This window comes from Sphingobacteriales bacterium (assembly GCA_016719635.1).
Lineage (GTDB): Bacteria > Bacteroidota > Bacteroidia > Chitinophagales > JADIYW01 > JADJSS01.
On record JADJYT010000004.1, the window covers coordinates 68,341 to 92,277 of the forward strand.

The following is a 23,937-nucleotide window of genomic DNA, read 5'->3' on the forward strand; positions in this document are numbered from 1 at the left end:
TTTCTGCTCATTAATGTACTAACACCTTGTCGGAAAATATATTTAATCCGTCTGTCAACTGGATGATGTACAGCCCATCTGCCAGTTTGTTTTTAATGTCTAAGTTAAAACGGTTATAGCCCCTGGTAACTGATTTTGTTTCCAGATGCAGCAGTTTTCCTGAAAGTTCAAATACATGGACTGCAACGGATTTATCTTTGTCTGAATTGACTTCCAGAACTATTTTCGGGTCGTTGTAGAATACGTGTACACCATTCACTTCCCGACATTTCACCAGGATAATGGAATAGATGGTTGAATTCCCTTCATTATCCAATTCCAGCAAACGGTAGTAATTTACACTGGAGATGACACTTGAATCTGTTATGGAATAACTTCTCGGTTGGTTGGAGAATCCGGCAGCTCGCATAACAGCAATATTGTCAAAATGAACGCCGTCTGCGGAACGCTGTATTATGAACTGTTTACTGTTGTTTTCACTGGCAGTCGTCCACTGAAGCTGAGCAGTTCCATCTTCCAGACAAGTACCAGTGAAGCTGGTAAGTTCGATTGGTAAAGGATTAGGAGGACCGCCTCCGAATCCGAAGTTGGAGAAACCGCTGATACCGCTTCTTGAAACGGTTGGCAATGCCATTGTTCCGGTTGGCTGCAAATGAGTTCCAGGAGTTGTCCAGTTGCCGCCGCCAACTCGTTTCAACAATGTCAATTGACACATATTGTTGATAGAAGAAAATCCTTCGCCCGTTGCGGATGCAGTATAGGTTCCGGCAGATAACTTAGAACTTTCGGGTGTGGCAACCCAGTAACCCTGATCTTCGGTGGATGTCACATCAAATGGATTGGCACAGGTGCCTGCCGCAGGAATACCGGTGATGGGAATGCCGGCTAATCCCATTGGAGACCTGTTGAAATTGATATCCAGGTAACCGGCGTCAGTGCCGGTAAGGGTACTGAATTCCATCAGGAAGAGGCGGTTATAAAAATTGGTTCCGGACGTATCACCTATCGGAAATAATCCACTGGCGTTTCCGGTATTTGAGCCGTTAAACCAACGTCTCATCTTTCCGGCAATGTACCCAGCGGTATAACTAAGGCTGCCTGTTTCACCGGTATTTATTCCTTTTCCCAATTCAAGGATATTGGATGCACCGGTAAGGATATGCCCGCTGTACATTTTCAGAATGCTGTCTGCACGGGTAGTGTTCGTTAGGGTAACCTTGTCAGAAGTATTTGATTTATATACATACAGACCTTTGACGGTAGCAGGCAAACCATTCCCAGAAACCATGTTTCCCGGACTAACAAAGCCATAACTTGCATCCGAAGAAAAAGTTCTGTTGCTGGTACGTATATTACCGACAGTTACACCTGTACCGGCAGCTGCCGTTGTGATACCATTGCTGTTTCCATAAAGCAAACCCGCATTGGCATTAATATTAACTATTTCCGCTCCGGCACCAGACAGTGGAGCATAAATAAAATCAGATTCATCCATACGTAAAACAGCAGGATAATTTACATTCATGACATTTTTAAGATAAAAACTGGAAGTAAGGTCAACATTACCAGCTTTATCTAAACCGGAAGAAGTGGAGTAATTTGCGGCATTCGCATTCACTTCAATGTTATAATAAGAGATTATTCTGTCAAGTGTATCCATCCCTCTGATTTGCTGCTGGCTGGTACTGCCGGTACCGTAAAACTCCACTACTCCGCCGGTTAAAGTATAAGGATTGTTGTACCCATCTAACATAGGATTGGCTTCATTGAATTTTTTGATTCTCAGTCTTCCACCATCCATCTTAAGACCACCCCTGCCAATAAAAGAAGTAGCAATTCCAACATTGTCTGAGACACAATCAACGATTGCATTACCGGTGATGTATAATAGGGAGTCAATCGTTGTCTGATCATTTAGATTCTTATAGTTGGTGCCCAAAGTGTTGCTTCCGCTGAATTTTATATTTATATAGTTAAAGGCAGCAGCATCAGCACGTAACCGTTGGAAAGCATGATTACTGCCAGTTCCTGCCAGTTCTATTGTGCCTCCGGTTAATACATACGGAAAAGAACCCGTTCCGCAACCGCACATTCTCGGAATGTCATCATTGGTAACAAAGGAACTGTTTCCTCTGGGTATTTTATAGAAAGTACCCGGAGACATATACAGCGTTCCGTCGGTTCCTGAAATATATTCATTTTCCGTCTCTATAAACTGTCCTTTTCGAATATCCAGTCTTCCTCCACCGGGAAATGTAGTTGAATCATTTGTCAGAGCAAACGTTACAGTAGGAGTAAGTATCTTATTATTGTCTGATAAATCACATATAACGATTTTGCCAAATCCGTTTGAGGCACCTGTTTGATTAATACCATCGCCGGTATAATGTGTACCGCCATTGCTGGTGGATTTGCCGGTATACCAATATCTGGCCACTTGATTAAAATCTCTGTTTCCAGTGGCAAAACCTGTCACATTTCCGGTACTGCTTCCATAGGTGGCGGTATTCTTTATAATTCCGTCAGGGGAGGAAATTTTTAATGTTCCTCCTGAAGCTAGTGTAAATAAATTTATGGTAGATGCGCCGTTAACAGTTAATGGTGTACCATCCGTTTTCCAGTTAAAATCCAATGTGCCGCCAGAAGCAACAGTTAAAGTAGTCGGATAACCTGAAAGGGCGGTTGTATAGGTAAAGTTGTTGTTTTTTAATTGTACGGTTGCTCCATTCTTTATGGTAAAAGTTATACCCTTGCCGGAAGGAGCGACTACTGATGCAACATCTACCAGCTGTGGACCGGTTCCTGTAAAATTGAATTCCGCATCAGTAGGAAATACGTTATTTTGGACGGTAGAAGTTGAGGCGACTGTTAAATTACCTTTTAAATTTAAAACAGCCTTTTGTCCGTTAGCAGCATTAAGGCTTGATGGATTTAAGAATAGGGAAGTTGTTCCGGTCATGGTTAAATTGCCGGCTATATTCATCGTATTAATTCCATTGTTGGTAGAAGTTGAATTCTTTACACTCAAGCTGCCACCATTTATATCGACATTTCCATCTACATTCAGGGTGTAATTGCCATCGGTTGAAGAAACTGCCGACCCTTCCCAGGTATTCCTTAATACTAAATTTCCATGTATATTCACAACAAAAGTTCCGGTTTCATTACCCATTATACGAACACTTTTATAACCCGGAGTACCGCTGCCACAGGAACAGGAACCTGAAGTGTTTTCCGGGCTTGAAACCAATTCCAAGTTTCCATGTGTAAGGTTAATGGTATCGCCATTATTGGGACCCACCATGTCCCAGTTACCACCGCCAAAGCCATAATCATTATAATCTGCCATGACAGAATTGGAAACACTACCTACAGTTAGTTTCCCATCTATGTACAGGTTCCCGAAATAGGCATTATAGCCATTGTGGGTATTTGCTGTTACATCACCATCAATTAGGTAAGTCGCTTCTCTCCAGTTATAAATATATATATTAGACTGCGGATAAAAGTTTTCGGCACCTTGCCAAACACTTGAACTGGGATTCGTGTAATCCCTGTTTAAATGCACCTCAGCATTGTCTTCAACGGTAAACGTTGAGGTTGAGTAAGTAAGTTCAAAGACACAATTATCATTGACATGTAATTTTCCGCCTGATTTAACTGTGATGGAATTGGCAACAGGAAAATTGGATGAATTTAGCACAAGATCACCACCCGATAAAATCGTGGCATTCGTTACACCAATAGATAAACTGCTGTACGTTATTGTTCCCTGAACAAAGACAGTACTTCCCGCAACAGGTGTTTGTGTATTGGTAGTAGGATCACCCCAACCTCCACTATTGACGGTAAGACCTGAACAGCCGCCTGTATTTCCGCATTTACACCAGCTGCTGTTGCTGTTGTAATTACCTGAACCTGTTTTGGATAAGAAAGAACCGTATGGATATAAAACTGTAGCGATAATATATGTGGTACTGGTAGTATCTCTTAATCCTGCAGCAGAGGCTGTTAGGGTATAGGTGCCGTTGGTATTGTGCACTAAGGCACCAATGGTCGTTACACCTTGCAATATAGTGCCGCCAACAGGATTACTGTTCAGGGCTGAAGGCGTAGAACAGGCTACACTGGCAGCTACACTCCAGTCTTTGTCTACATTATTATTATTATCAGCAGCATCAAGCGTAACGGTTGGTGACATGGTTGAACCATTTGCTGCGTCAGAAGGCTGCTGGCTGAATTTTAATTTAGTAGCTACTACTTCTATCTGGTTTTTAGTATTGGCACCGTTATCAGATTGTGCCCCGCCGCCATTAGCTGTTCCAAACTGGGAATAGGAACATAAATCACCGCTGGTTACAGATGAAACGGTGAACACTAATTTGTCATTATCTGTGACAGTAGAATTAAAAGTAACTCTCAATATTACCTGTATACTTGAATTGTCACCCGGTGTTTTTAAGGTAACCGTATCCGGCAAATTAGTAAAGGTGATAGTATTTGAACCTATGCTTGTCGCAGGTCTTATTCTTGAATTGGTAGTGGTAAACAATGCTGCACTTCTAACCGTGTTGGCAGTACCGGTATAGGTAAAGGTAATGCCTTTTAAAAGGGTGGGAAGATTGTCCCCGTCATTTGAACTGCCGTTACCGTCCTGAATGATGATATTATGAACACCTACACTTTGCGATGCAGAGGTTGGAACTGGATTGCTTTGGTAATTGGCATACAATATATCTTGTGTGTAGCTGTAAGTAGCATCGGTGGTAACCACAGATGCTGTGCTTGTGCCTGTCAATAACGTTGTCGTATTGGCACCTAAAATGGAGCCATTGGTTTTATAATTAAAGGTTTGTGCCGTAGGCGTACTGTTTGCATTATACGGAATCAATGTAAAGTAATATTGCACACCTGCATTTAATCCGCTTATAGTTATAGAAGAGGTAGCCGTACTGCTTATAACTGCAGCTACCGTATCACCGCTGATATTGGCGTTTACGGAATATGCCTGACCATCCGCTGGCGAATTAGTCGGAGCACTGCCAGCATTCATCATAACTATATATCCATCTGCATTGCTGACGCCGGCACCTGTAATAGATGGAAATGTCAAATCAATCGAATTAGCCGTACAGGTAGCAGCAGTAAAACTGCCGGTCGGTTGTATAGAAGGTTCTGTACTTAAGGTATAAAAATTCAGCGTTGGAGGTGAAGTTAAATTATAACAATTTGTACTGCTTCTTTCATAAGCGGTTAAAGTGTATTGTGTTTCCGGGCTGAGACCTGTAATACCTGTTACCGATACTGTTGAAGTAGTTGCAGCGGTTGAATTAGCCACTACCCTGTTGTCTGTATTTATCTGCGCTGCGGAAGCCCAGTTTACATTAGGTGTGTAGGCAGTATTTTGTACTGGTAGTACGGTCGTTTGTGCAGTAGGTTTTATGACCAGTATTGTTCCCGTTGCAGAACCACGTGTAAATCCTGCATCTGATCCGGTGGAGGAAATATTTGTGGTGGTAACAGAAGTAGCCTGACTGGTTGGCAAAGTACAGGTTGGTGTTACATATCCTTTTACTATTACATCATCCAAACGGAAAACACCTGTACCTGCAGATGAACGGGATCCATTTAACCACCCTTGTATTAAAACAGGTAATGTAGTTTGTGCAGTTACGCCGCTTACCGTTTGGTTTACGGTAACTAAAGAACCATCCGGTGCATTTGTAGTGTATGTAGCTAATCCCGACCCAATATCATAGGAAAAAGCAGAAGGACCGGCAGAGGTTGCATACGCATTGAATTCCATACTGGTAACCTGAATCTGATAACCGGAGTTGGCATTAATGGTAAAATTAAAATTTTTGGCAGTAGCTTGTGAAGTAGCTGTCCAACCACCGGATTCTTCTACATAAGGTTCATTTGGAAAGTAAGTACCGGTTGTAATATTGGTTTCAATGGTACCTGCTGACAGTGCCATATCTGTTACTGTTACATTGGCATCTTTTGTAGTAACCTGTAAATATGGAGATGCCGTAAAATCAAATTCAGCAATTACTGATGCCGCAACATTCACCGTCAGGGTAGCAATACCGGAGGTATCATCCGCACATGGAGAAGTACCGAAAACAATACATTGATATTTATTTCCTGACATGCCGGCTGATGTGGCAGCTGTAGTATAAGATGCAGAAGTTCCACCGGAACCTGTACTCACATTATTCCACGTGCTACCACCATCTGTAGATACCTGCCATTGATATCCTGAAACAGTTCCTGTCACACTTGATATGCTAAAAGTTGCAGTTGCGGGTTCCGTAACGGTAGCATTGTTTGGCGAAGTCCCTATGCCAACGGCAGTATTAATGGTAACTGTTCCAGTGTTAATGGTATTGGCACTCCAGCAGGTGCCATTGTAGGCTCTTACATACATGGTGCCTGTAGTGTTTAAAGTATAATCAGTGGCAGTACCTCTGCCTGACGTAGTAAAATCGCTCGTAGATGTTTCCCAATAATAGCCTGTGGTATAACTTAATGTTGCCGGACCACACGATGGATTTGATGGAGAAACTGTAATGGATCCTGTTGGATCAGCCGGTAATGAATTAACAGTTACCGTCACTTTTTGTCTGGCCAAACTGGAGCACAATGCCGCATTTTCCGCCTGCACATAAAAATCATAAGTGCCTCCGGCTAAACTGCCTGGTGTGGTTAAATTTCCGCCGGAGACGGTATAACCGGCAGGACTTCCGGTGGTAAACTGAGTTCCGCCTGAAGCAGCTGTCCAGTAAGTATAGGTAGTGGCACCGGTACTGCCCGCACCGGTTATGGTGACGGCATTGCCCTGACATACCGCGCCTGGTGTAGAACAGGAAGGAGTCGTAGGGGTTGTATTAACAGCAATATCACTGCCATTATCTCCTGAAGAAAAATAAGTAGGTGTATTATTTACCACTCGAATACGATAGCCTGTTCCTGCAGTAAAACCCGAAGGAATAGTAGCTGTAACGGTTGTGGAGGTGTTGGATACGTAAGTTAATAACTGAGTAGTAGCATCGGAAGGGAAATTTCCGGAAGCATCAGAAATCTGAATATTGTATTGTCCTGTGAAAGTTCCTGTCTTTGAAAAAGTTAATGTTACATTGTTATCAACTCCATTACAAAACGGACCAAAAGAACCGGCTGAAGTGGTGATAGAATTTGAAGGCGCGTTAATAGTAAACGTTTGTGTAGATGGGGTTGTAACACATCCGTTGGTGACACCAACTTGTACAGTGCCTGCCGTTACAAGGTCGGCAGTAAGAATAGATGCCGTTAGCTGAATATCACTTACAAAAGTGGTGGCACGTGCTGAGCCGCCCCACGTAACGGTAGATACTCCGTTTGTAAAATTAGAACCATCTACTGTAATGGTAAATCCCGGATCACCGGCTGTTGCAGAAGATGGTGTAATAGCCGAAATGGCAGGTGTTTTTACCGGTACCAGTTCTCCGTCAGATTTTAATGATGCGGCATAATATGTTGTTCCGTCAAAAAACTGTATTTGTCCAAGCATAGTACAATTCAGTGATGTGGCGGAAGAACCAATATATATTTTAGCGATGCTACCTGTATTGCTTACGCCGTAAGTTCCCTGCCAGCCGGTAATGGTAAGCATTTTGCCTGAAGAAAATGCGATGCCAGCTGAGAACGTTAATGTATGCGCATTGGTATTATCCAGATTAATTGCGGCATTTTCAAAAAAATTTATTTGGCTGAATGTGATGGCTCTGCCTGAAGTAATACCAGAGGTAGATAAGGTGGCACCTGTTCCATTAAAAGACAATGCTCCGCTACTGAGTGTTGCAGATGGATTAAATCTAAGTTCTCCAGCAGTAATAATGGTTGAATTATAAGTATTTGCACCAGATAATATCAATGAACCATTCCCAACTTTTGTTAAAATATTTGGACCCGAAATATTACCTGAAAGTGTAATATTTCCTGTTGTTCCGATACTGCTGGCGTTTCCTAAAGCTATGTTGCCGCTATAGGAAACTGCTGTACCCGAACTGTTAACTAATGCGCCTCCGCTGGAAATTCCTGTGCCGTTTAAGGTTAGTCCTTCCGCAGTAGCTAAGGTATAGCCATTCAAATCCAATACTGCTCCTGCTGAAACAGTAGTACCTGCACCGGTAGTTCCTAAAGGGGAATTGGCCCCGCTGCCCGCAGCACCTAACTGCAAAGTACCTGCGGAAATGGTCGTTGCACCCGTGTAAGTATTGGCACCGGCTAATGTTAATGTGCTGGTTCCGTTTTTAGCCAAAGCACCGCCGCTGCCGCTGATGATACCTGAATACGTAGTGGAGGTTGACCCGTTTACAGTTAAAGTACCTGCACCTAATGATACAGTTCCACCCGTGCCACCACCGCCAGCCAGAGAAGCAATGGTTTGTGTTTTACCGTTTACATCTAAGATTACTCCGGATGTATTTGCAATTGTAACTGCCGTTGCGGAAGGCAAAGTGCTGTTGACACCAAGCTGGAGTGTACCGCCATTAATGGCAGTAGTGCCTGAATATGAATTTGAACCGGAAAGAATAGTAATTCCTGAACCGCTATTATTTACTAAAACCCCACCTGTACTTGAGATAACACTGCTAACAGTAGTTCCGCCGGAACCTGTATTTGCTAAAGTAAGCGTTCCACCATTTGTAATACCACCAGTACCGATTGTTAATAAATTAGCTGTTGTATTGGTAATTCCGCCACCACCGGCATTTACCGTAAACCCGCGGGTATACGTTGCCGCTGCACCGGCATAGCTTAATGTACCTGCCGTAGATGCACCACCCAATACTACGGCACTGGAGGCATTTCCCAGATTACTGGCACTGCCGGAAACTACTATAGTGGATGCTGAAAGTGTTCCCTGACTGATAGTGGTTGTACCAGTATACGTATTGGCAACGCTTAATGTTGTGGTACCGGCACCATCTTGAGTGATTCCACCAGCACCACTGATTACACCTGATAGTGTAAGTGTTGTTGATGTTACAGGTGCTGTGGTTAAAGTATTTGAGTTTAAATTTACAGGACCTGATAAAGTACCGTTAGTGGCAGCAGCCGTATTAAAAGTAGCAGCTGCATTTAGAATTACATTGTTTGGTGCTACGCTTATGGATGTGGGAACTGTCGCAATACCGCTTGCAGCTGCGTTAAAGTTAGCATTGTAAGAGCCTGAACCAGGCCATGCGGTAGTTGCACCGCTTGATGTGGTGGTACCCCATGGTGTACCGGTTGTCCATGTACCTGAATAAGTTCCTGTTGTTCCGCCCCAATACAAGTTGGTGGAAGAATTACCGGTTACTAATACATCGTCCATTACCCATCGTTCATTTGCAGAATTATTTAATAAAGTAATTCTAATTCTCATATTACTTGTTGCAGGTAAGTCCGTTACAGTAACCGTACTATACCCATCTGTTGTTCTTGAACCGCCACCAGTTGGTGCATAATCAACTGGAGTTGCATTGCCATCATAAGCAGTTGTTGCATTACCAGTTCCAGTTGAATAACCCCAATAAGCATTTGAATTTCCTAAGACCCTGACGGTACTGTAATAATTAGTACCTCCATCCGGACTTATTTCAACGGTGACTATATCAATGCCATCAGCACCATTACCAGTACTTCCAATAGAAAAGGACGCCAACCTAAATGTCAATTGGATACCTGTATATCCAGAGGTGCTAATATCTGATGATGTTAAGGTTGCTGTTGCACTAGAAACACCTCTTGAATGCGATCCTTCTGATGCAAATGGTGATGAAGCAGGTCTGTCACCACTTGCTGAATTTCCGGTATAATATGCACCATTACTGAGCGTAAAAAGTGAAGATGAGTTGTTGAGTCCATCGGAAGTAATGGTTGCTGCTAAACTATTTTCCGCAAAAAACAATAAAAGAACCGGTGCTAAAAACGAATAATTTTTCTTCATAAATTCAGTTAGTCGGATATAAAAGGACGCAGGCTTTCTGTTTCCTGTTCTTGTATTCAATGTTTTTGTAAGTATTGTTATGGGAGTGTAAAGTTCAATCATATAATTCGCTTATGGATTACTTCTCTTTTTTTAAAAATACGGCTATTCAAAAATAGGCTATTTTCGTCAAAACCGCCTGATTTGTTATGTTAAGGTAGTATAGATTTTAGCTGTTTTTTTCTACAATAAATTAGATTATCCACCCTTTTTTGTTAATAAATAATCTGAAATAGCAGCATCTTAGTATGTTTAGGAGTTTTATATGTTAAAAAATCGAAAAATGATTGATGTATATCAAAAGATCCTGCTTTAGTGAACTAATATCTTAATAGAAGTAATTTGTGCACCGTTGATAATCCTGACAACATAAATACCGTCAGCTAGCTTGTTCGGCATAGTCAGCGGGATTGCCGTGTAACCACTGTTCATCGTTTTAGTTTCACTGTAAATTAATCTTCCTGAAATTTCATAAAGATTAAACAACATATCTTTGGTGCTTCCTGAATTTAGGCACACCATAATTCCTGTTTCAGAATTATAAAATACCTGGGTTGCGGTATTAGTTGCTGTACATTCCGTTTGAATAATATTGGAATAAACCGCGGATACATTTCCAATATCCTGTTGTTTCAGCCGGTAATAATTAATTCCCCTTAACGGATACTCATCCGTATATTGATAATGTGTGACTTGATTGGATTTGTTAGCAGCCTGTATTCTTGTTAAAGATGTAAAATGGATGGCATCCGAAGAGCGTTCCACTTCAAAATATGCGGAATTCTTTTCGGATGCGGTTGTCCAGTTTATAGTCACCGCATCATCATTACAGACGGCATTAAAATGAGTCAGTTCCACCGGTAATCCAATATCGGGCGTTACAATATCGCCCAAAGCATAACCGGAAAATCCCGTAAATCCGTCAAATTCAAAAGTGGTGTAAGGTCCGTAAGTACCGATAATAGGTGTTACAATCTGAACCTGCCCGTCCGCCGTTACCGTCCAGGCTCTGTCGGTCGTCGAGGTTCTGTAAATTTTCAGATGAAAGATGATTTCACCCGGTGTATGATGATGGCTTGTATAATAACCCGGAATGGAATCGAGGATTGGATTGATGTAATCACAGTAATCCTGCAATTCCTGGGTGGAAACATAAAACCGGATCTTATAATCTGCCGGAGTCGCCGTATCCGGAGTCGCCGCAAATGTTTTTTGCATAAATAACGGTGTTCCTGTCAGGAACGAGTTTTGAAATCCCTTACCTGTTAGCGCGGTATTGTGCAGAATCGTTTGTGCCGTAAGCGGTCCGTGGTCCGTGGTGATATTGTTTTTGATATAGAATATGATCTTGTCGCTGTCATCCAGATAGTATCGGCTTTCCAGACCTCTCAGGTTGCAGGTGTATGACTGATCATCAAGCACCGCGGCAAAATCTCCGCGAAGAGACAATATCCAGTTTTTATTAGTGGATGCATCGTTGAATGTACCCGGCGTTTCCAGTGCATTCGGAGACGCAGAGGTGGTTTTTGACCAGTTGCTGAGCTTTCTGTAATCATTGTCAGTCAGATTATTATTGGCATATGTAACATTGCTTCCTCCTGAAAAATAAAGTGCATTCATTCCATACACGGAATAATCGGGATGGTTCGGCTGATTGATGGCGCAGCCCGCGCAATCGGATCCGCTGCCTTTGGAACCGTAGGATAAGCCATGGAAAAAACCTCCTGCCGGACTGCGAATCTGCAGGGCATCTCCGGCATTTCTGAACTGCATGGCATTCCAGTCTACATTGGTGTATACCGGCGGCGTATAGATATCATAAGAAGTATTATTCGGTTTGACACAGTCGGAAGAAAAATACAGATTAGATGTTGGCATGGCGGCACAGGTACTTCCTGATGTTTCAATACCTATCACGTACACATAATCCAAATCGGCATCCGTAGGGTCATCCGGCAGTGTGATTGTAGTATTCTTATCGCTGGCATTGTACAGCAAAATTATGGAACCTACCGGTACTTTTTCCCAGGTGCAGGCGTTCGAAAATTTCACGTGTCCGGGAGCAATTCCTAACTGTGTCCCGTAGCCGCCGCTGAAAATACCGCTGTTGTCGTCAATAATCCAGCCACGCAAATCTGCGGTGGTTGCCGGTGTTCCGATGACAACAAGTTCCAGGTACTCTTTGCTTGCCGAGCCCTGACTGAATTCATTGATGACAACACCATTGGGTATCTCATTGTCTACGATGGTGAGCGAATACCTGTTATTGCTCAGCAGTGCGCCGCATTGCGCATCGACATCCAGTACCACATTTTCATTGGATTCCGAGAGAGCATCATCAAAGATGGTAATGGTGACGGTTTTGGTATTGGGATAGATTTCAGCAGGTAGAAATGTCAGCGTTACCGGCGTAATCGAATAATCTGTTCCCGCCGCGGCGGTTCCTAAAAGTGCATCGGTGATAAGGGCATTTACAGTGGTTACCGGCGCCGAGTTCATGGTAACGGATACCGTCACGGTTGTATTCGATTCATTGACGATATCTGTAGCCACCGTAAAGCCGATGCTGGTAGAAGTATAGCAACTGCTCACATTGCAGCTGACATTGGATAAGGAGTAAGGCCGCACAATCCATTCGGCGTTTGCGCTGGTGGAACCCGCAGAGGAATTCCAGTCGGTATTTGGAATGCTGACAGAAGACTTCCGCACCAGCGTATGGTTGACGGTGGCATTGGAAATGCCGGCAACTGACCAGCCCGAACCATTCGGCAGCGTAGCTGTATCACCGACGGCATCTGTCAGCACCCAGGAGGTTCCAATATATTTTGCCAAACCTACCGCATCGTTTCCATTCCAGTTGCAAAAGGTCGCATCATATAAATTCGCGCCAGGAACGTCTGTTGAATTATTGGCAATTAAGTAGGTGGTGTTTGGAGCCAGTGTTCCACTCAATGTAAGTGTACTGCCGGGCCAGTTGCCGCCGTTGCTTATCTTTTGCAGCTGGTAATCCGCTAAATTTACAGAACCCGAAGTGCCATTATAAATTTCCACATATTTTCCGTTCCCGGCTACAGGCTCTCCATATTCGGAAAGGATTAATTCGGTACAGGATGCATAATTTGCCGTTCCAGTCAGATAAACGATACAAGCGCTCTCATCCGTATCATCAGAGTTAATCGTTAAGACAGCCGTTTTCGTGCCAGGCAATCCCGATGAAAAGCGGATGACCATATCTGTAGAATCACCGACCGGAACCGGAGATGAAGGTGCGGAAAATACCGAAAATTCGGAAGCATTCGTACCTGTTATCGGTGTGGAGGCAATGGTCAGTGACCCTGTACCGAGATTCTTGATTCTAATGCTTACGTCGGTGTTGGTACCAATGATTTGTGTACCGAAATCATAGGTAAAACCACAGGCTGAATCGCTTCCCGCAGGTTGCTGCAATTGTATTTCAGAAGCGGTGCCGGTAGAATAATCAGTTATGGAAAAGTCATCAAAATTACAGCGGTTGTTATTGGTTTCTTTAATAATTTTCACACGCACACTGCCCGACAGGTTTGCCGTCCAGGTAAAGGATGTCAGGGTGGTGGAAGAAACCGTAAAGGTGGAGGAACTGTTCGGCCAGGTGCTTCCCCCGTCGGTGGAGGCTTCAAAATGAAAATAGGAAGTTGCATCTCCGCCATATTTCGCGGCATATACTTCCACAACGCCCGCGCCGTTTAATTTATCAAAATTCATTTCCAGAACCGCCCGCATTGCACCCGCACCGCTGCCACGCACCCGCACCGACTGCGTGCCGTTAAACCGGTCGCTGCCAACTGTATTACCCCGTATTCCTTCATAACATCGCCACGAACCGGATGAAAGGATTATATTGTCTTCTGTTCCGCTGCCTGCCGGGAGGACATCATAAGTGCCTTTGGAAAAAGCGGTAGTATCAAAATGCTCGGAAAGGACAGTTGCTTTGGAAGAAATCAGGAATAATGAAAAGAATAAAAACAGGTAGACTTTACTCATATGTAAGAATATATTTCCTCCTGCCTCAAAAGATATTGAAAAGAGTATTTAAAATTACCTATTAAGTTGCATATTTGCCTGTTAATTTATCCATAGAAAAATGTGTAGATTATATGTGTGAATCCGGATAATAAACCGTTTGTTGTTAATTCTCTTATATTGTTGAATATCAGATAAATATGTCTTCCCAGCCACAAGAATATAAATTACTCGCAAACGATTATACTTCGTCAGTTGATTTACATCAAAAGTATGCAGACGGCATATCAGGTGAAAATGCCAAGAACAGGGTACTTTTGGAGGATTTTTCCACCCTGATTGCTGTTGAATCATTGCCGGATCTGGGAAAAATGATGCAAGAAAGCGGGCAAATCACCCGCGAACGTTTCGGAAAGAACATACAATTGTTTGCGCCCTTATACCTCAGCAATGAATGTCAGAACATTTGTACCTATTGCGGGTTCAGTCTCGATAACAAGATTAAGCGGAAAACACTGACCGACGAAGAGATTATTCAGGAGGCAAACGTCTTGAAAGAACAAGGATTCGAATCGGTGTTACTGGTGACAGGTGAAGATTACCGGGTGGATACCGGCTATCTGCTGAATGCGGTTTGCTTGCTGAAACCATATTTTATGCAGCTTTCCATTGAAGTACAGCCGCTCGAAGAAGCCGATTACCGTTTGCTGAAGGAAGCGGGCGTTTATGCGGTGCTGGTATATCAGGAAACCTATGATAAGAAGGTGTATAAGGAAGTGCACCCCAAAGGCAGGAAGTCAAATTATGCCTATCGGCTTGCTACACCTGAAAGAATCGGCAGGTCAGGGTTCTATAAAATCGGATTAGGTATACTGCTCGGACTGGCGGAGAACTGGCGGGAAGATGCGGTGCAACTTGCGGAGCAGCTGGCCTTTCTGCAGAAGAAATACTGGCAGAGTAAATTCTCTGTTTCCTTTCCCAGGATCCGTCCGCATGAAGGGGAATTTCAGCCCAAATGCCAGTTGTCTGAAAAGGAATTGCTGCAACTGATTTGTGCCTTTCGTATATGCTTTCCGGATGTGGAACTCACGCTTTCCACGCGCGAACGGGCGGCATTCAGGGATGTGGCCATACAGTTTGGCATCACCACCATCAGTGCCGGCAGCAAAACAGAACCCGGCGGCTATTCCAATTCCGAAGCGCTGAAGCAATTTGAAATTGATGATGTGCGGACCGCATCCGAAATGGCTGCCGTGATTCGTTCCATCGGCTATGAGCCGGTCTGGAAAGACTGGGATGCCGTATTGGTTTAACCCCTAAATCCCCTAAAGGGGACTTTGCGCAGGAATCAAAAATATACTGCATAATTTATTTATTAAATGTATTCCCCTTCAGGGGTTAGGGTAAAAACAATTTGATATTCTAAATTTCTTACCTTATTTTGTACAACTATTGTGAAGAAATCAATTGCCATATCATTTGCTTATTTTCTGATACAAGTCTCATCTGCACAGATTGGCGGTAAAAACATCTATGATTTCCTGCAATTTCCAACATCCGCGAGGATGGAAGCTCTGGGCGGCGGATTGCAGAGTATCAAAAACAATACAGATGCGGACCTTACGCTGGCCATATCCAATCCGTGTTTCCTGGACAGTTCATTTCACAAACAATTAGCCGTCAATACCGCCTTTTACATCGATAATACCAATTTTGGCAATATCTCCTTTTCCTATTATCACCCGAAAATAAAATCGACGCTGGCCTACACCATGCAGTATGCGTACTACGGAAAGTTTGACGGACGGGATATCTCGGGAAACCCGATCGGAACCTTCCGTGCAGGCGATATCAATATGCAGGTCGGAGTCGGCAGGCACTGGAATAAATTCTATTACGGAGTCAACCTGAAGCTGATTGTCTCCTCACTGGAGTCCTACCATTCCGTTGGCTTTGCCGCCGATGTGGCGCTGGGTTATCACAATCCCAAATCCAACTGGACGGCAGCGGTGGTGTTGAGAAATGCCGGTGTAGAATTAAAGCCATACATCAAAGGCGATGCACGTCAGCGAACCCCGATTCAGCTGGATCTCTCTTTCTCCAAACGATTCAAAAAACTGCCTGTGACGATTTCGGTGACGGCGCACAACCTGCAGGTCTGGAACCTGAAATTTCCGGAGGAAGAGACACAGAATATATTTTTAGGAACCACCAGGAAGAAAAATAAGGCACTGGAAGTGATGGATAATATTTTCAGGCATTTTTCCTTCGGAGTGGAAGTGCAGGCAGGAAAGCCGGTGCGTCTGCGTTTAGGGTACAATCACCTGCGCCGGCAGGAGCTGGGGTTGGCAAAGGTAAAAGGGTTCGCCGGTTTTTCAGTTGGATTAGGGCTGAATATAAAACAGTTCGCGCTCGATTACGGCTTTGCGCAATACCACAGAGACGGATTCGACCACCAGCTTTCGTTCAGGGTAAAACTGGATGAATTCGGTAAAAAAGCAAAGTAGATAGTCGTAAGCAAAAAGTCGTGAGTTGTACGTTTTTATAAATTTATACTTGCAATTATGAACTCACGACTCATGACTCACGACTTATGACTAAAAAAATCAACATAGCCATTGACGGATATTCTGCCTGCGGGAAGTCATCTACAGCCAGACAGGTGGCGAAAAGATTAGGCTATCTGTATATTGACTCCGGTGCGATGTATCGCGCCGTTACCCTTTATTTTCAGGAACATCTCATCGACCTGGACAATGCGGAAGGCATTGAACGGGCACTTCCTTTCATCGATATTGAATTTATCAAAAGAGGAGATTCCCATCATACCTTTCTGAACGGTACCGATGTGGAGGAATTCATCCGTCAGCCGGAAGTGGCGGCACTGGTTTCGGAAGTGGCCGCCATGAGCAATGTGCGCAGGATGCTGGTAAGGCAGCAACAGAAGATGGCTGTCCAGAAAGGGGTGGTGATGGAAGGCCGCGATATCGGCAGTGTGGTCATTCCGGATGCCGAATTGAAATTTTTCATGACGGCGGATGTGGACGTGCGCACCCAAAGAAGGCAGGATGAACTGCTAAAGAAAACGGGGAAATTATTTCCCCTGGAAGAACTCAAGGCGAATCTGCAGCACCGCGACCGGATAGATTCCACCCGCGCCGATTCCCCCCTGACCAAAGTGCCCGAAGCGATGGAGATAGATACCACACATCTCACTTTAGACGACCAGATTGAATGGATCTGCCGAAAGGCGGAGGAAGAAATTAACAAGGGTTAATTTTCCGGCTGTTTGTTAAACGTAACAGGACCTCATTGCAAACTTTGCGCTGAAGGGAATGTTTTTTCCTGAAAAAGGTTGTAATTTTATAGCTATGGAAATGACAGCGGACGATATAAAGATCAAAAATTCGGCGGACGAGCAAAAGACAAAAATCATCCGTCGGGAAGTGCAGCTGGCAAGCAAGGCCATTCGTGCCAAATACCCGATTTTGCAGCATCAGAATGCAATCGGGTTTTTTATCTTTTCCTTCAGCATCGCTATGATTGTGCTGTCAGCAGCATTGTACCTGCAGGGAAAAATCTCTACGTTCTGGGTGGTGGTATCCGTAGCGTTCTGGACATCCTTTTTGCACGAACTGGAACACGACCTGATTCATTACATGTACTTCAAGAAAAACAAATTCATGCACCACCTGATGATGCTGGGCGTCTGGGTATTCCGCCCGATGACCATCAATCCGTGGTTCCGCAGGGATTTGCATTTTCACCACCACCGGGTTTCCGGCACCAAAACGGATATCGAAGAGCGCGGTGTGACCAACGGGGAAAAATGGGGTTTTAAGCGTTTCATCACCACGGCGGATATCCTTTTGGGCGGCGTGCTGCGCGGCGCGCTTATCCGGAAAGACATCATCGAAGCGGTAAAAAACGGAGAGCTGCCGAGAGAGCAGGCGCTGGTGTTCAAAAAAACAAAGATCTACGGCATGATGCCGTTTACATTACTGTTGTATTTCGTCTGGTATTTCTTCCTGATTCATTATGCCATCCACGGCATAAGTGCTTTACTGCACCTGAATTATCAGAGCCCGGCACTACTGGAAGCGCAGTTTACGTGGATCAACCCGCTGGTGGCGATACTGATTTTCCCGAACCTGCTTCGCATGTTCTGCCTGCATTTCATCACGTCCAATATGCACTATTACGGCGATGTGGAGCCGGGCAACGTCATGCAGCAGACGCAGGTGCTGGACAAATGGTATTTCCTTCCCATGCAGCTGTTCTGTTTCAATTTCGGCAGCACCCATGCCATCCATCATTTTGTGGTGAACGAGACGTTTTATGTCCGCCAGCTGACCGCTTCCAAAGCCCATCAGGTCATGCGGGAGCAGGGTGTCCGCTTCAATGATATCGCATCCATCAAACGCGCCAATCGTTTTTATGAGAAAGGGTTGAAGGTGGCGTAGCGATCATTCCACTTTCTTTGAGCGGGAAAGCCCTGTGAACCGGCGAAGCCGGACTGCTGCTTAAATGCTTTTTAATGCGCAGCATGGATAAACCGCAAAAAAAACAGAAATTAAGTATTAAAGGTTTCGGGCCTGGCATTGGTGGCTAAACGCAACTATAAAACTAAACATTTTTAGCCACTTGTGCTTATGCGCTGTTAGCGGTTGTAGTTATAGTAGATAATAATTTTTATTTCCATTTATTATTTAGTCGCTGTCATTGCGTCATTATAAATAATAGATAAAATTTCGTCGTTAAAACTATATTTCGTCGAAAACTCTTTTTCAAATTTTGAACGCGTTAAGAACCAACTATTGTGCAGTTTGTTGCATATAGTTTCAGCGAATAACATGATTTTATGGATTTCAGCAATAATTTCCTTTTGAATAATAGGATCTTGGCAATATTTATCTATCTGTAGATTGTATTCTTCTCTATTCTCAATTATTGATTCTATTATTTGTCGATTTTTCATTGTCATTTATTAGCAATTACCACTAATATGTATGTTATTGTCTGCCTCATTGTCGTTGTTGTGGTCGTCCTGCCATTACCGGTAACGTTTCGGGCTTGCCGAAATGGCGATTTCGGTAAGCTTGAAGAATAAATATACCGAAAAGATTTTAAGTTGTAATTGTTTAGATTAAGAAAAATGCAGCCATTGTGGCAAGCTGGTGTTAGCTGAGGTTTTTACTCTTGGATTCTACTTTTTAGATCCATTCTTCCATGTAAAATCCTGACTATTTCAATTTTTTCTTTACGAATATTTCTATAGAATAGTATGTGCTGGCCTGCTTTGAATCCAAATATTTGAATATCAATTTCCGGATAATTTTTGCCTGCTACTTTGCCATCTGCTAAGTCTTGGCAGGAGTCTAAAAGCATAAAGTAATATATGTCAGCTTGTTTCTCCGACCAAGTATCCACGGTATAATCCCAAATGGAGGATAAATCTTGGACTGCCTTGATAGTTAAGGTAAAACTAGCCATTTTTCCTTCTAGCAGCTTTTAATTTCTCAAGATGCTTTTTGGGGTTGAAGTTTTTAGCTGCGCCACTTTCAATACCTTCTGTTATGGCTTTTTTGAGAGCAGTTATTTTAGTTTCTTCTTCTTCTAGTAGTCGAAGACCAGCTCGAATAACCTCACTTGCATTTTTAAATCTTCCAGCTGATACTTTATCATCAACAAACTCTTCAAAATAATTTCCTAGTGAAATGGAGGTGTTTCGTCCCATGAGCTTAAATTTATACAAAGTTACCAATATTTGGTAACTTTATCAAATCTTGAAGTGTTAAATAATCACCGCTAACGTCAGACTGTGAAAAAACGTCACGATCTGTTTATAAAAATAAATATAAAAAAGAATACGAACAAATATTTTTGTTTTTGAAAAATAGATTATGCAAATAGTTTCATCACAACATCGTCATCAATTATCGTTCGGCTGTTTGGAAGACAAGATAGATCAAGATAATCCGGTTCGTTTTATTGAAGCTTTCGTGGAGCATATCGAGTTGGAGAAATTGGGATTCCAAGCTCGTGCTACGAAACAAGAAGGTCGTCCGGGATTTGATGCGAAACTGTTTCTGAAGATTTATTTTTATGGCTACCTCAATGGCATTCGCTCTAGTCGCCGCTTAGCAAAAGAATGCAGCAGAAACATAGAATTACAATGGCTTTGTGTGCAACTGCAACCCAACTATCATAGCATCTGCGACTTTAGGAAAGACAATTCTAAATCACTGAGCAACACGTTTAAATTATTTGTTTCGTTTTTAAAGAATGAACAATTAGTAAGTGGCGAAACCATTTCGATAGACGGCACCAAAGTACGTGCGCACAACAGCAAGAAACAAAACTATAGTGCGAAGAAATTGGAACGTCATTTAGCGTATATCGAAATAAAAACCAACGAATACTTAAATGCTTTAGCAGAAAATGATTTGCAAGAAGATGCCATAAAGGTAAGTGATGTTGCGCAAAAGATAGAGCGATTAAAAACCAATATAATCTACTACGAACATTTACAGGAGAAGTTAGCCGAAAGTGGCGACACTCAAATCAGCATAACGGATGCTGATGCACGCGCACTGCTGGTGCAAGGTCAAGTGGTAGAAGTGGCTTACAACGTACAAGCTGCGGTAGATGCCAAACATAATTTAGTAGTAGCCACACACACCAGCAACAAGAATGACCGCAATGCTTTGAGTGCTATAGCAAAAGAAGCCAAAGTAAATTTAGAAGTAGAAACCTACACTGCATTAGTAGATAAAGGCTACCATAACGGCGGGCAAATACAGCAATGTCAGGATGCAAATATTACGACGATAGTAGCAGCACCGACACTGGTCAACAGCAATGAATACGGTACTACAGCAGCCTATATGGTCACCCAATTTACGTACAACAAAACAACGGATACGTACACATGTCCTCAAGGCGAAACACTCAGTACCACAGGTACGTGGCACAAGAAGACGAGAGAAAGAGACAGCTATCAGTTTAAAAAATACAGAACACCGAAATGCAAAACATGTGCGGTAAAACATTTGTGTACCGGACGACAAAAAGGTGGCAGAGAACTGGATAGAAGTGAATATGCAGAAGCGGTAGAGATTAACAACACGAACTATAAAAACAATGCAGCGTTATACAGAAAACGACAGGAGATTAATGAGCATATCTTTGGCACGATAAAGCGAAAATGGAGTTATTATTATACAGATTTGAAAGGCTTGGAGAAAGTGAATGGTGAATATAGCTTGATCATGCTGGTGTATAATATGAAACGATGCTTTAAGATAGTAGGAATAGAAAACTTGATTGCAAAAATCAAAAATTGGCAACCGGAATATCCTAAACCTATACTATTTGCAAGTATTTTGGCTTTAAAAGAATCGATTTACTGTATGATTTATTTTAGCAAGAAAAATAGTGCAATAAAAACGGCAGACTAAAAGGGAAAGTATCGCTGTTTGGTAGAAATGTACGCAACAGAAAAAACGATTTTTTTCTAAAACATCAGTTTTTTCACAGCCTAACGTTTCGGGGCTTTGCGTTAGGCGGGAAATCGAAGCACAAAAGCTGATATTATTACTAAAGTTCAATTGAAAAACTACTATTGAATTTTGCACTTCAGCCCGCCTGACGCAAAACCCGCTATGCATGTTGCACAACTAAACTACAAATGTTTTACAAAATAAACGAATGTTTATATAAAAAATAATATAAAAGTTATTTTATAATTATTTTTGTATCATGCAAGGACGAAAAGAATATTCACCAAAAATGATTTATCAGGTTCATCTCCATGATCTGGTTTAGATACAAAATCTTACGTAATTCCATAATATTATAGGTCTTTTTCTTGTTAAAAACACATTAATTTGCCTAAAATCAGTCATTATTTCATCTTCAGACTTTCAAATTACCTAATAATCAAGTATCTTCGCAGTCCGAATTTTTGAGATTTATCCCCGGAATTTGGCGAGAAATTAATATTGTTAACCTTTAAAATGAGTCAATTTTGACAGAACAACCAGAAATTCCGGCATTAGATGCAGTAGACGACATCATTCCGGTACACAAAGAAAAAGAAGTAATCGAACAGGAAACGGTGGACTTGAAAATCCCTGTTATCAAAGCGGAAGAGTTCGATTGGAACATCAGCAAACGCGGTGCCAACAAGTACAGCAAAGAGAAAATCGCGGAGCTGGAAACCTTGTACGACCAGACCTTCAAACAGGTGGAAGACAACGAAATCGTGAAAGCTATCGTAACGGCTATCACGGATTCAGATGTGATTTTGAACATCGGCTTCAAATCAGACGGTATGATTCCGAAATCGGAATTCAAGGACATGACCGATCTGAAAGTGGGTGACGAAGTGGATGTGTACGTTGAAAACAAAGAAAACAAGAAAGGACAATTGATCCTGTCCCGTAAAAAAGCCAAATTAACCAAGGCATGGGATTACATCTGCGAAGCCAACCAGAATGACACGGTGGTGAAAGGCCGTATCATCAGCAAAACCAAAGGCGGCCTGATCGTGGACTTATTCGGTATGGAAACATTCTTACCGGGTTCTCAGATTGATGTGAAGCCGATTACCGACTACGATCAGTTTGTAGGTAAGACGATGGAATTCAAGGTGGTGAAAGTGAACGAGGCTATCAAGAATGCAGTCGTTTCCCACAAAGCACTGATTGAAAGCGACCTGGAATCCCAGCGTCAGGAAATCATCGGCAAACTGGAGAAAGGACAGGTGCTGGAAGGCACCATCAAAAACATCACGGACTTCGGTGCATTCATCGACTTAGGCGGTGTGGACGGTTTATTGTATATCACGGATATTTCATGGGGACGTATCAACCACCCGAATGAGGTGTTGAAAATGGATCAGAAGCTGCAGGTGGTGGTAATCGATTACGATGACAACAAAAAACGTATCTCTTTAGGTTTAAAACAATTACAGCCGCATCCATGGGATTCATTGCCGGAAGGAATTGAAGTGGGCGCTAAGGTGAAAGGCAAGATCGTGAACATCGAAGATTACGGCTCTTTCCTGGAAATCACACCGGGCGTAGAAGGCCTGATCCACGTATCAGAAGTTACCTGGAGCAACCAGCCTATCAACTCACGCGATTACTTCAAGCTGGGTGATGAGTACGAAGCGGTGGTGGTGACGCTGGATAAGGACGAACGCAAAATGTCATTGAGTCTGAAACAGATGGGAGAAGATCCTTGGAAACACATCTCAGAAAAATATCCTGTCGGAACCAAAATGAAAGGATTGGTGAAAAACATCACGCCTTACGGTGTATTCGTTGAACTGGACGATGTCATCGGCGGTATGGTACACATTTCCGATCTATCCTGGACGAAACGTTATAACCACCCAAGTGAATTTACCAAAATCGGTAATGAACTGGATGTAGTGGTATTGGAGATAGATGTGGACAACAAGAAAATCGTACTGGGTCACAAACAACTGGAAGAAGATCCTTGGGATACATTCGAGTCATTGTTCCCAATCGGGTCTATCCATGAAGCTACCGTGCTGAAACGCGAAGACAAGGGAGCGGTGGTTCAGTTGCCATACGGTATTGAAGCATTTGCACCTACCCGTCACATCAAGAAAGAAGACGGTAAACTGGCGGAAGTGGATGAAGTATTGCCGTTCAAGGTGCTGGAGTTCGACAGAGATGACAAACGTATCATCGTTTCTCATACCCGTGTGAACGAAGACAAGAGACTGGACGACAAGAAAGCCGTTGAAGGCGAGAAGAAAAAGGAAGCTAAGAAAACGAAAGATGCCGTGAAGGAAACCAACAGCAAGATTGAAAAATCGACGTTGGGAGATATCGACGCTCTTTCCGATCTGAAAGCTAAAATGGAAGGCAAAGGAGAGTAATTTCCCC

At 43.0% G+C, this 23,937-nt stretch carries 10 protein-coding genes and 1 pseudogene; 6 read left to right on the plus strand and 5 right to left on the minus strand.

All coding sequences use genetic code 11. The features are described from left to right. Positions 1-10 precede the first annotated feature (10 nt). Both IPM95_09305 and IPM95_09310 read right to left on the minus strand, forming a co-directional pair. Positions 11-9,976 (minus strand): autotransporter-associated beta strand repeat-containing protein, encoded by a 9,966-nt coding sequence (locus IPM95_09305; GenBank protein ID MBK9329489.1) that lies wholly within the window; start codon positions 9,974-9,976, stop codon positions 11-13. A gap of 351 nt (positions 9,977-10,327) precedes the next feature. Further along, positions 10,328-14,035, minus strand: coding sequence for a lamin tail domain-containing protein (locus IPM95_09310; protein MBK9329490.1), 3,708 nt, complete (start codon positions 14,033-14,035; stop codon positions 10,328-10,330). A 179-nt stretch (positions 14,036-14,214) separates the two neighbouring features. Here IPM95_09310 and thiH point away from each other — a divergent pair, with 179 nt between their 5' ends. The 4 genes from thiH (at position 14,215) to IPM95_09330 (ending at position 18,477) form a co-directional block, all read left to right on the plus strand. After that, a complete protein-coding gene (gene thiH, locus IPM95_09315) occupies positions 14,215-15,327 on the plus strand; it encodes a 2-iminoacetate synthase ThiH (protein ID MBK9329491.1) in 1,113 nt (370 codons plus the stop codon). Between the two features lie 141 nt (positions 15,328-15,468). Beyond that, complete coding sequence (porQ, locus tag IPM95_09320) at positions 15,469-16,521, plus strand: type IX secretion system protein PorQ (GenBank protein MBK9329492.1); 1,053 nt, start codon at positions 15,469-15,471, stop codon at positions 16,519-16,521. 86 nt (positions 16,522-16,607) lie between these two features. Further along, positions 16,608-17,291 carry a (d)CMP kinase gene (locus tag IPM95_09325; GenBank protein MBK9329493.1) on the plus strand — a complete coding sequence of 228 codons (684 nt, stop codon included), beginning with the start codon at positions 16,608-16,610 and terminating at the stop codon, positions 17,289-17,291. 100 nt (positions 17,292-17,391) lie between these two features. Beyond that, a complete protein-coding gene (locus IPM95_09330; protein ID MBK9329494.1) occupies positions 17,392-18,477 on the plus strand; it encodes a fatty acid desaturase in 1,086 nt (361 codons plus the stop codon). Positions 18,478-18,719: 242 nt separating this feature from the next. On the opposite strand, the gene IPM95_09335 is transcribed toward IPM95_09330, so the two are convergent. The 3 genes from IPM95_09335 to IPM95_09345 form a co-directional block, all read right to left on the minus strand. After that, a complete protein-coding gene (locus tag IPM95_09335) occupies positions 18,720-18,992 on the minus strand; it encodes a hypothetical protein (protein MBK9329495.1) in 273 nt (90 codons plus the stop codon). 215 nt (positions 18,993-19,207) lie between these two features. Further along, complete coding sequence (locus tag IPM95_09340) at positions 19,208-19,507, minus strand: type II toxin-antitoxin system RelE/ParE family toxin (protein ID MBK9329496.1); 300 nt, start codon at positions 19,505-19,507, stop codon at positions 19,208-19,210. Continuing rightward, the gene (locus tag IPM95_09345; GenBank protein MBK9329497.1) at positions 19,500-19,751 is read right to left on the minus strand and encodes a type II toxin-antitoxin system ParD family antitoxin; all 252 of its coding nucleotides are present in this window, start codon (positions 19,749-19,751) and stop codon (positions 19,500-19,502) included. The genes IPM95_09340 and IPM95_09345 overlap by 8 nt, the downstream gene beginning before the upstream one ends. A 166-nt stretch (positions 19,752-19,917) precedes the next feature. Between IPM95_09345 and IPM95_09350 the strand changes: the two are divergent. Together IPM95_09350 and rpsA are read left to right on the plus strand one after the other, a co-directional pair. After that, a pseudogene (locus tag IPM95_09350) lies at positions 19,918-21,360 on the plus strand (IS1182 family transposase). A gap of 680 nt (positions 21,361-22,040) precedes the next feature. Then, on the plus strand, positions 22,041-23,930 hold the full coding sequence (gene rpsA / locus IPM95_09355) for a 30S ribosomal protein S1 (protein MBK9329498.1): 1,890 nt from the start codon (positions 22,041-22,043) through the stop codon (positions 23,928-23,930). The last annotated feature ends 7 nt before the right edge of the window (positions 23,931-23,937 follow it).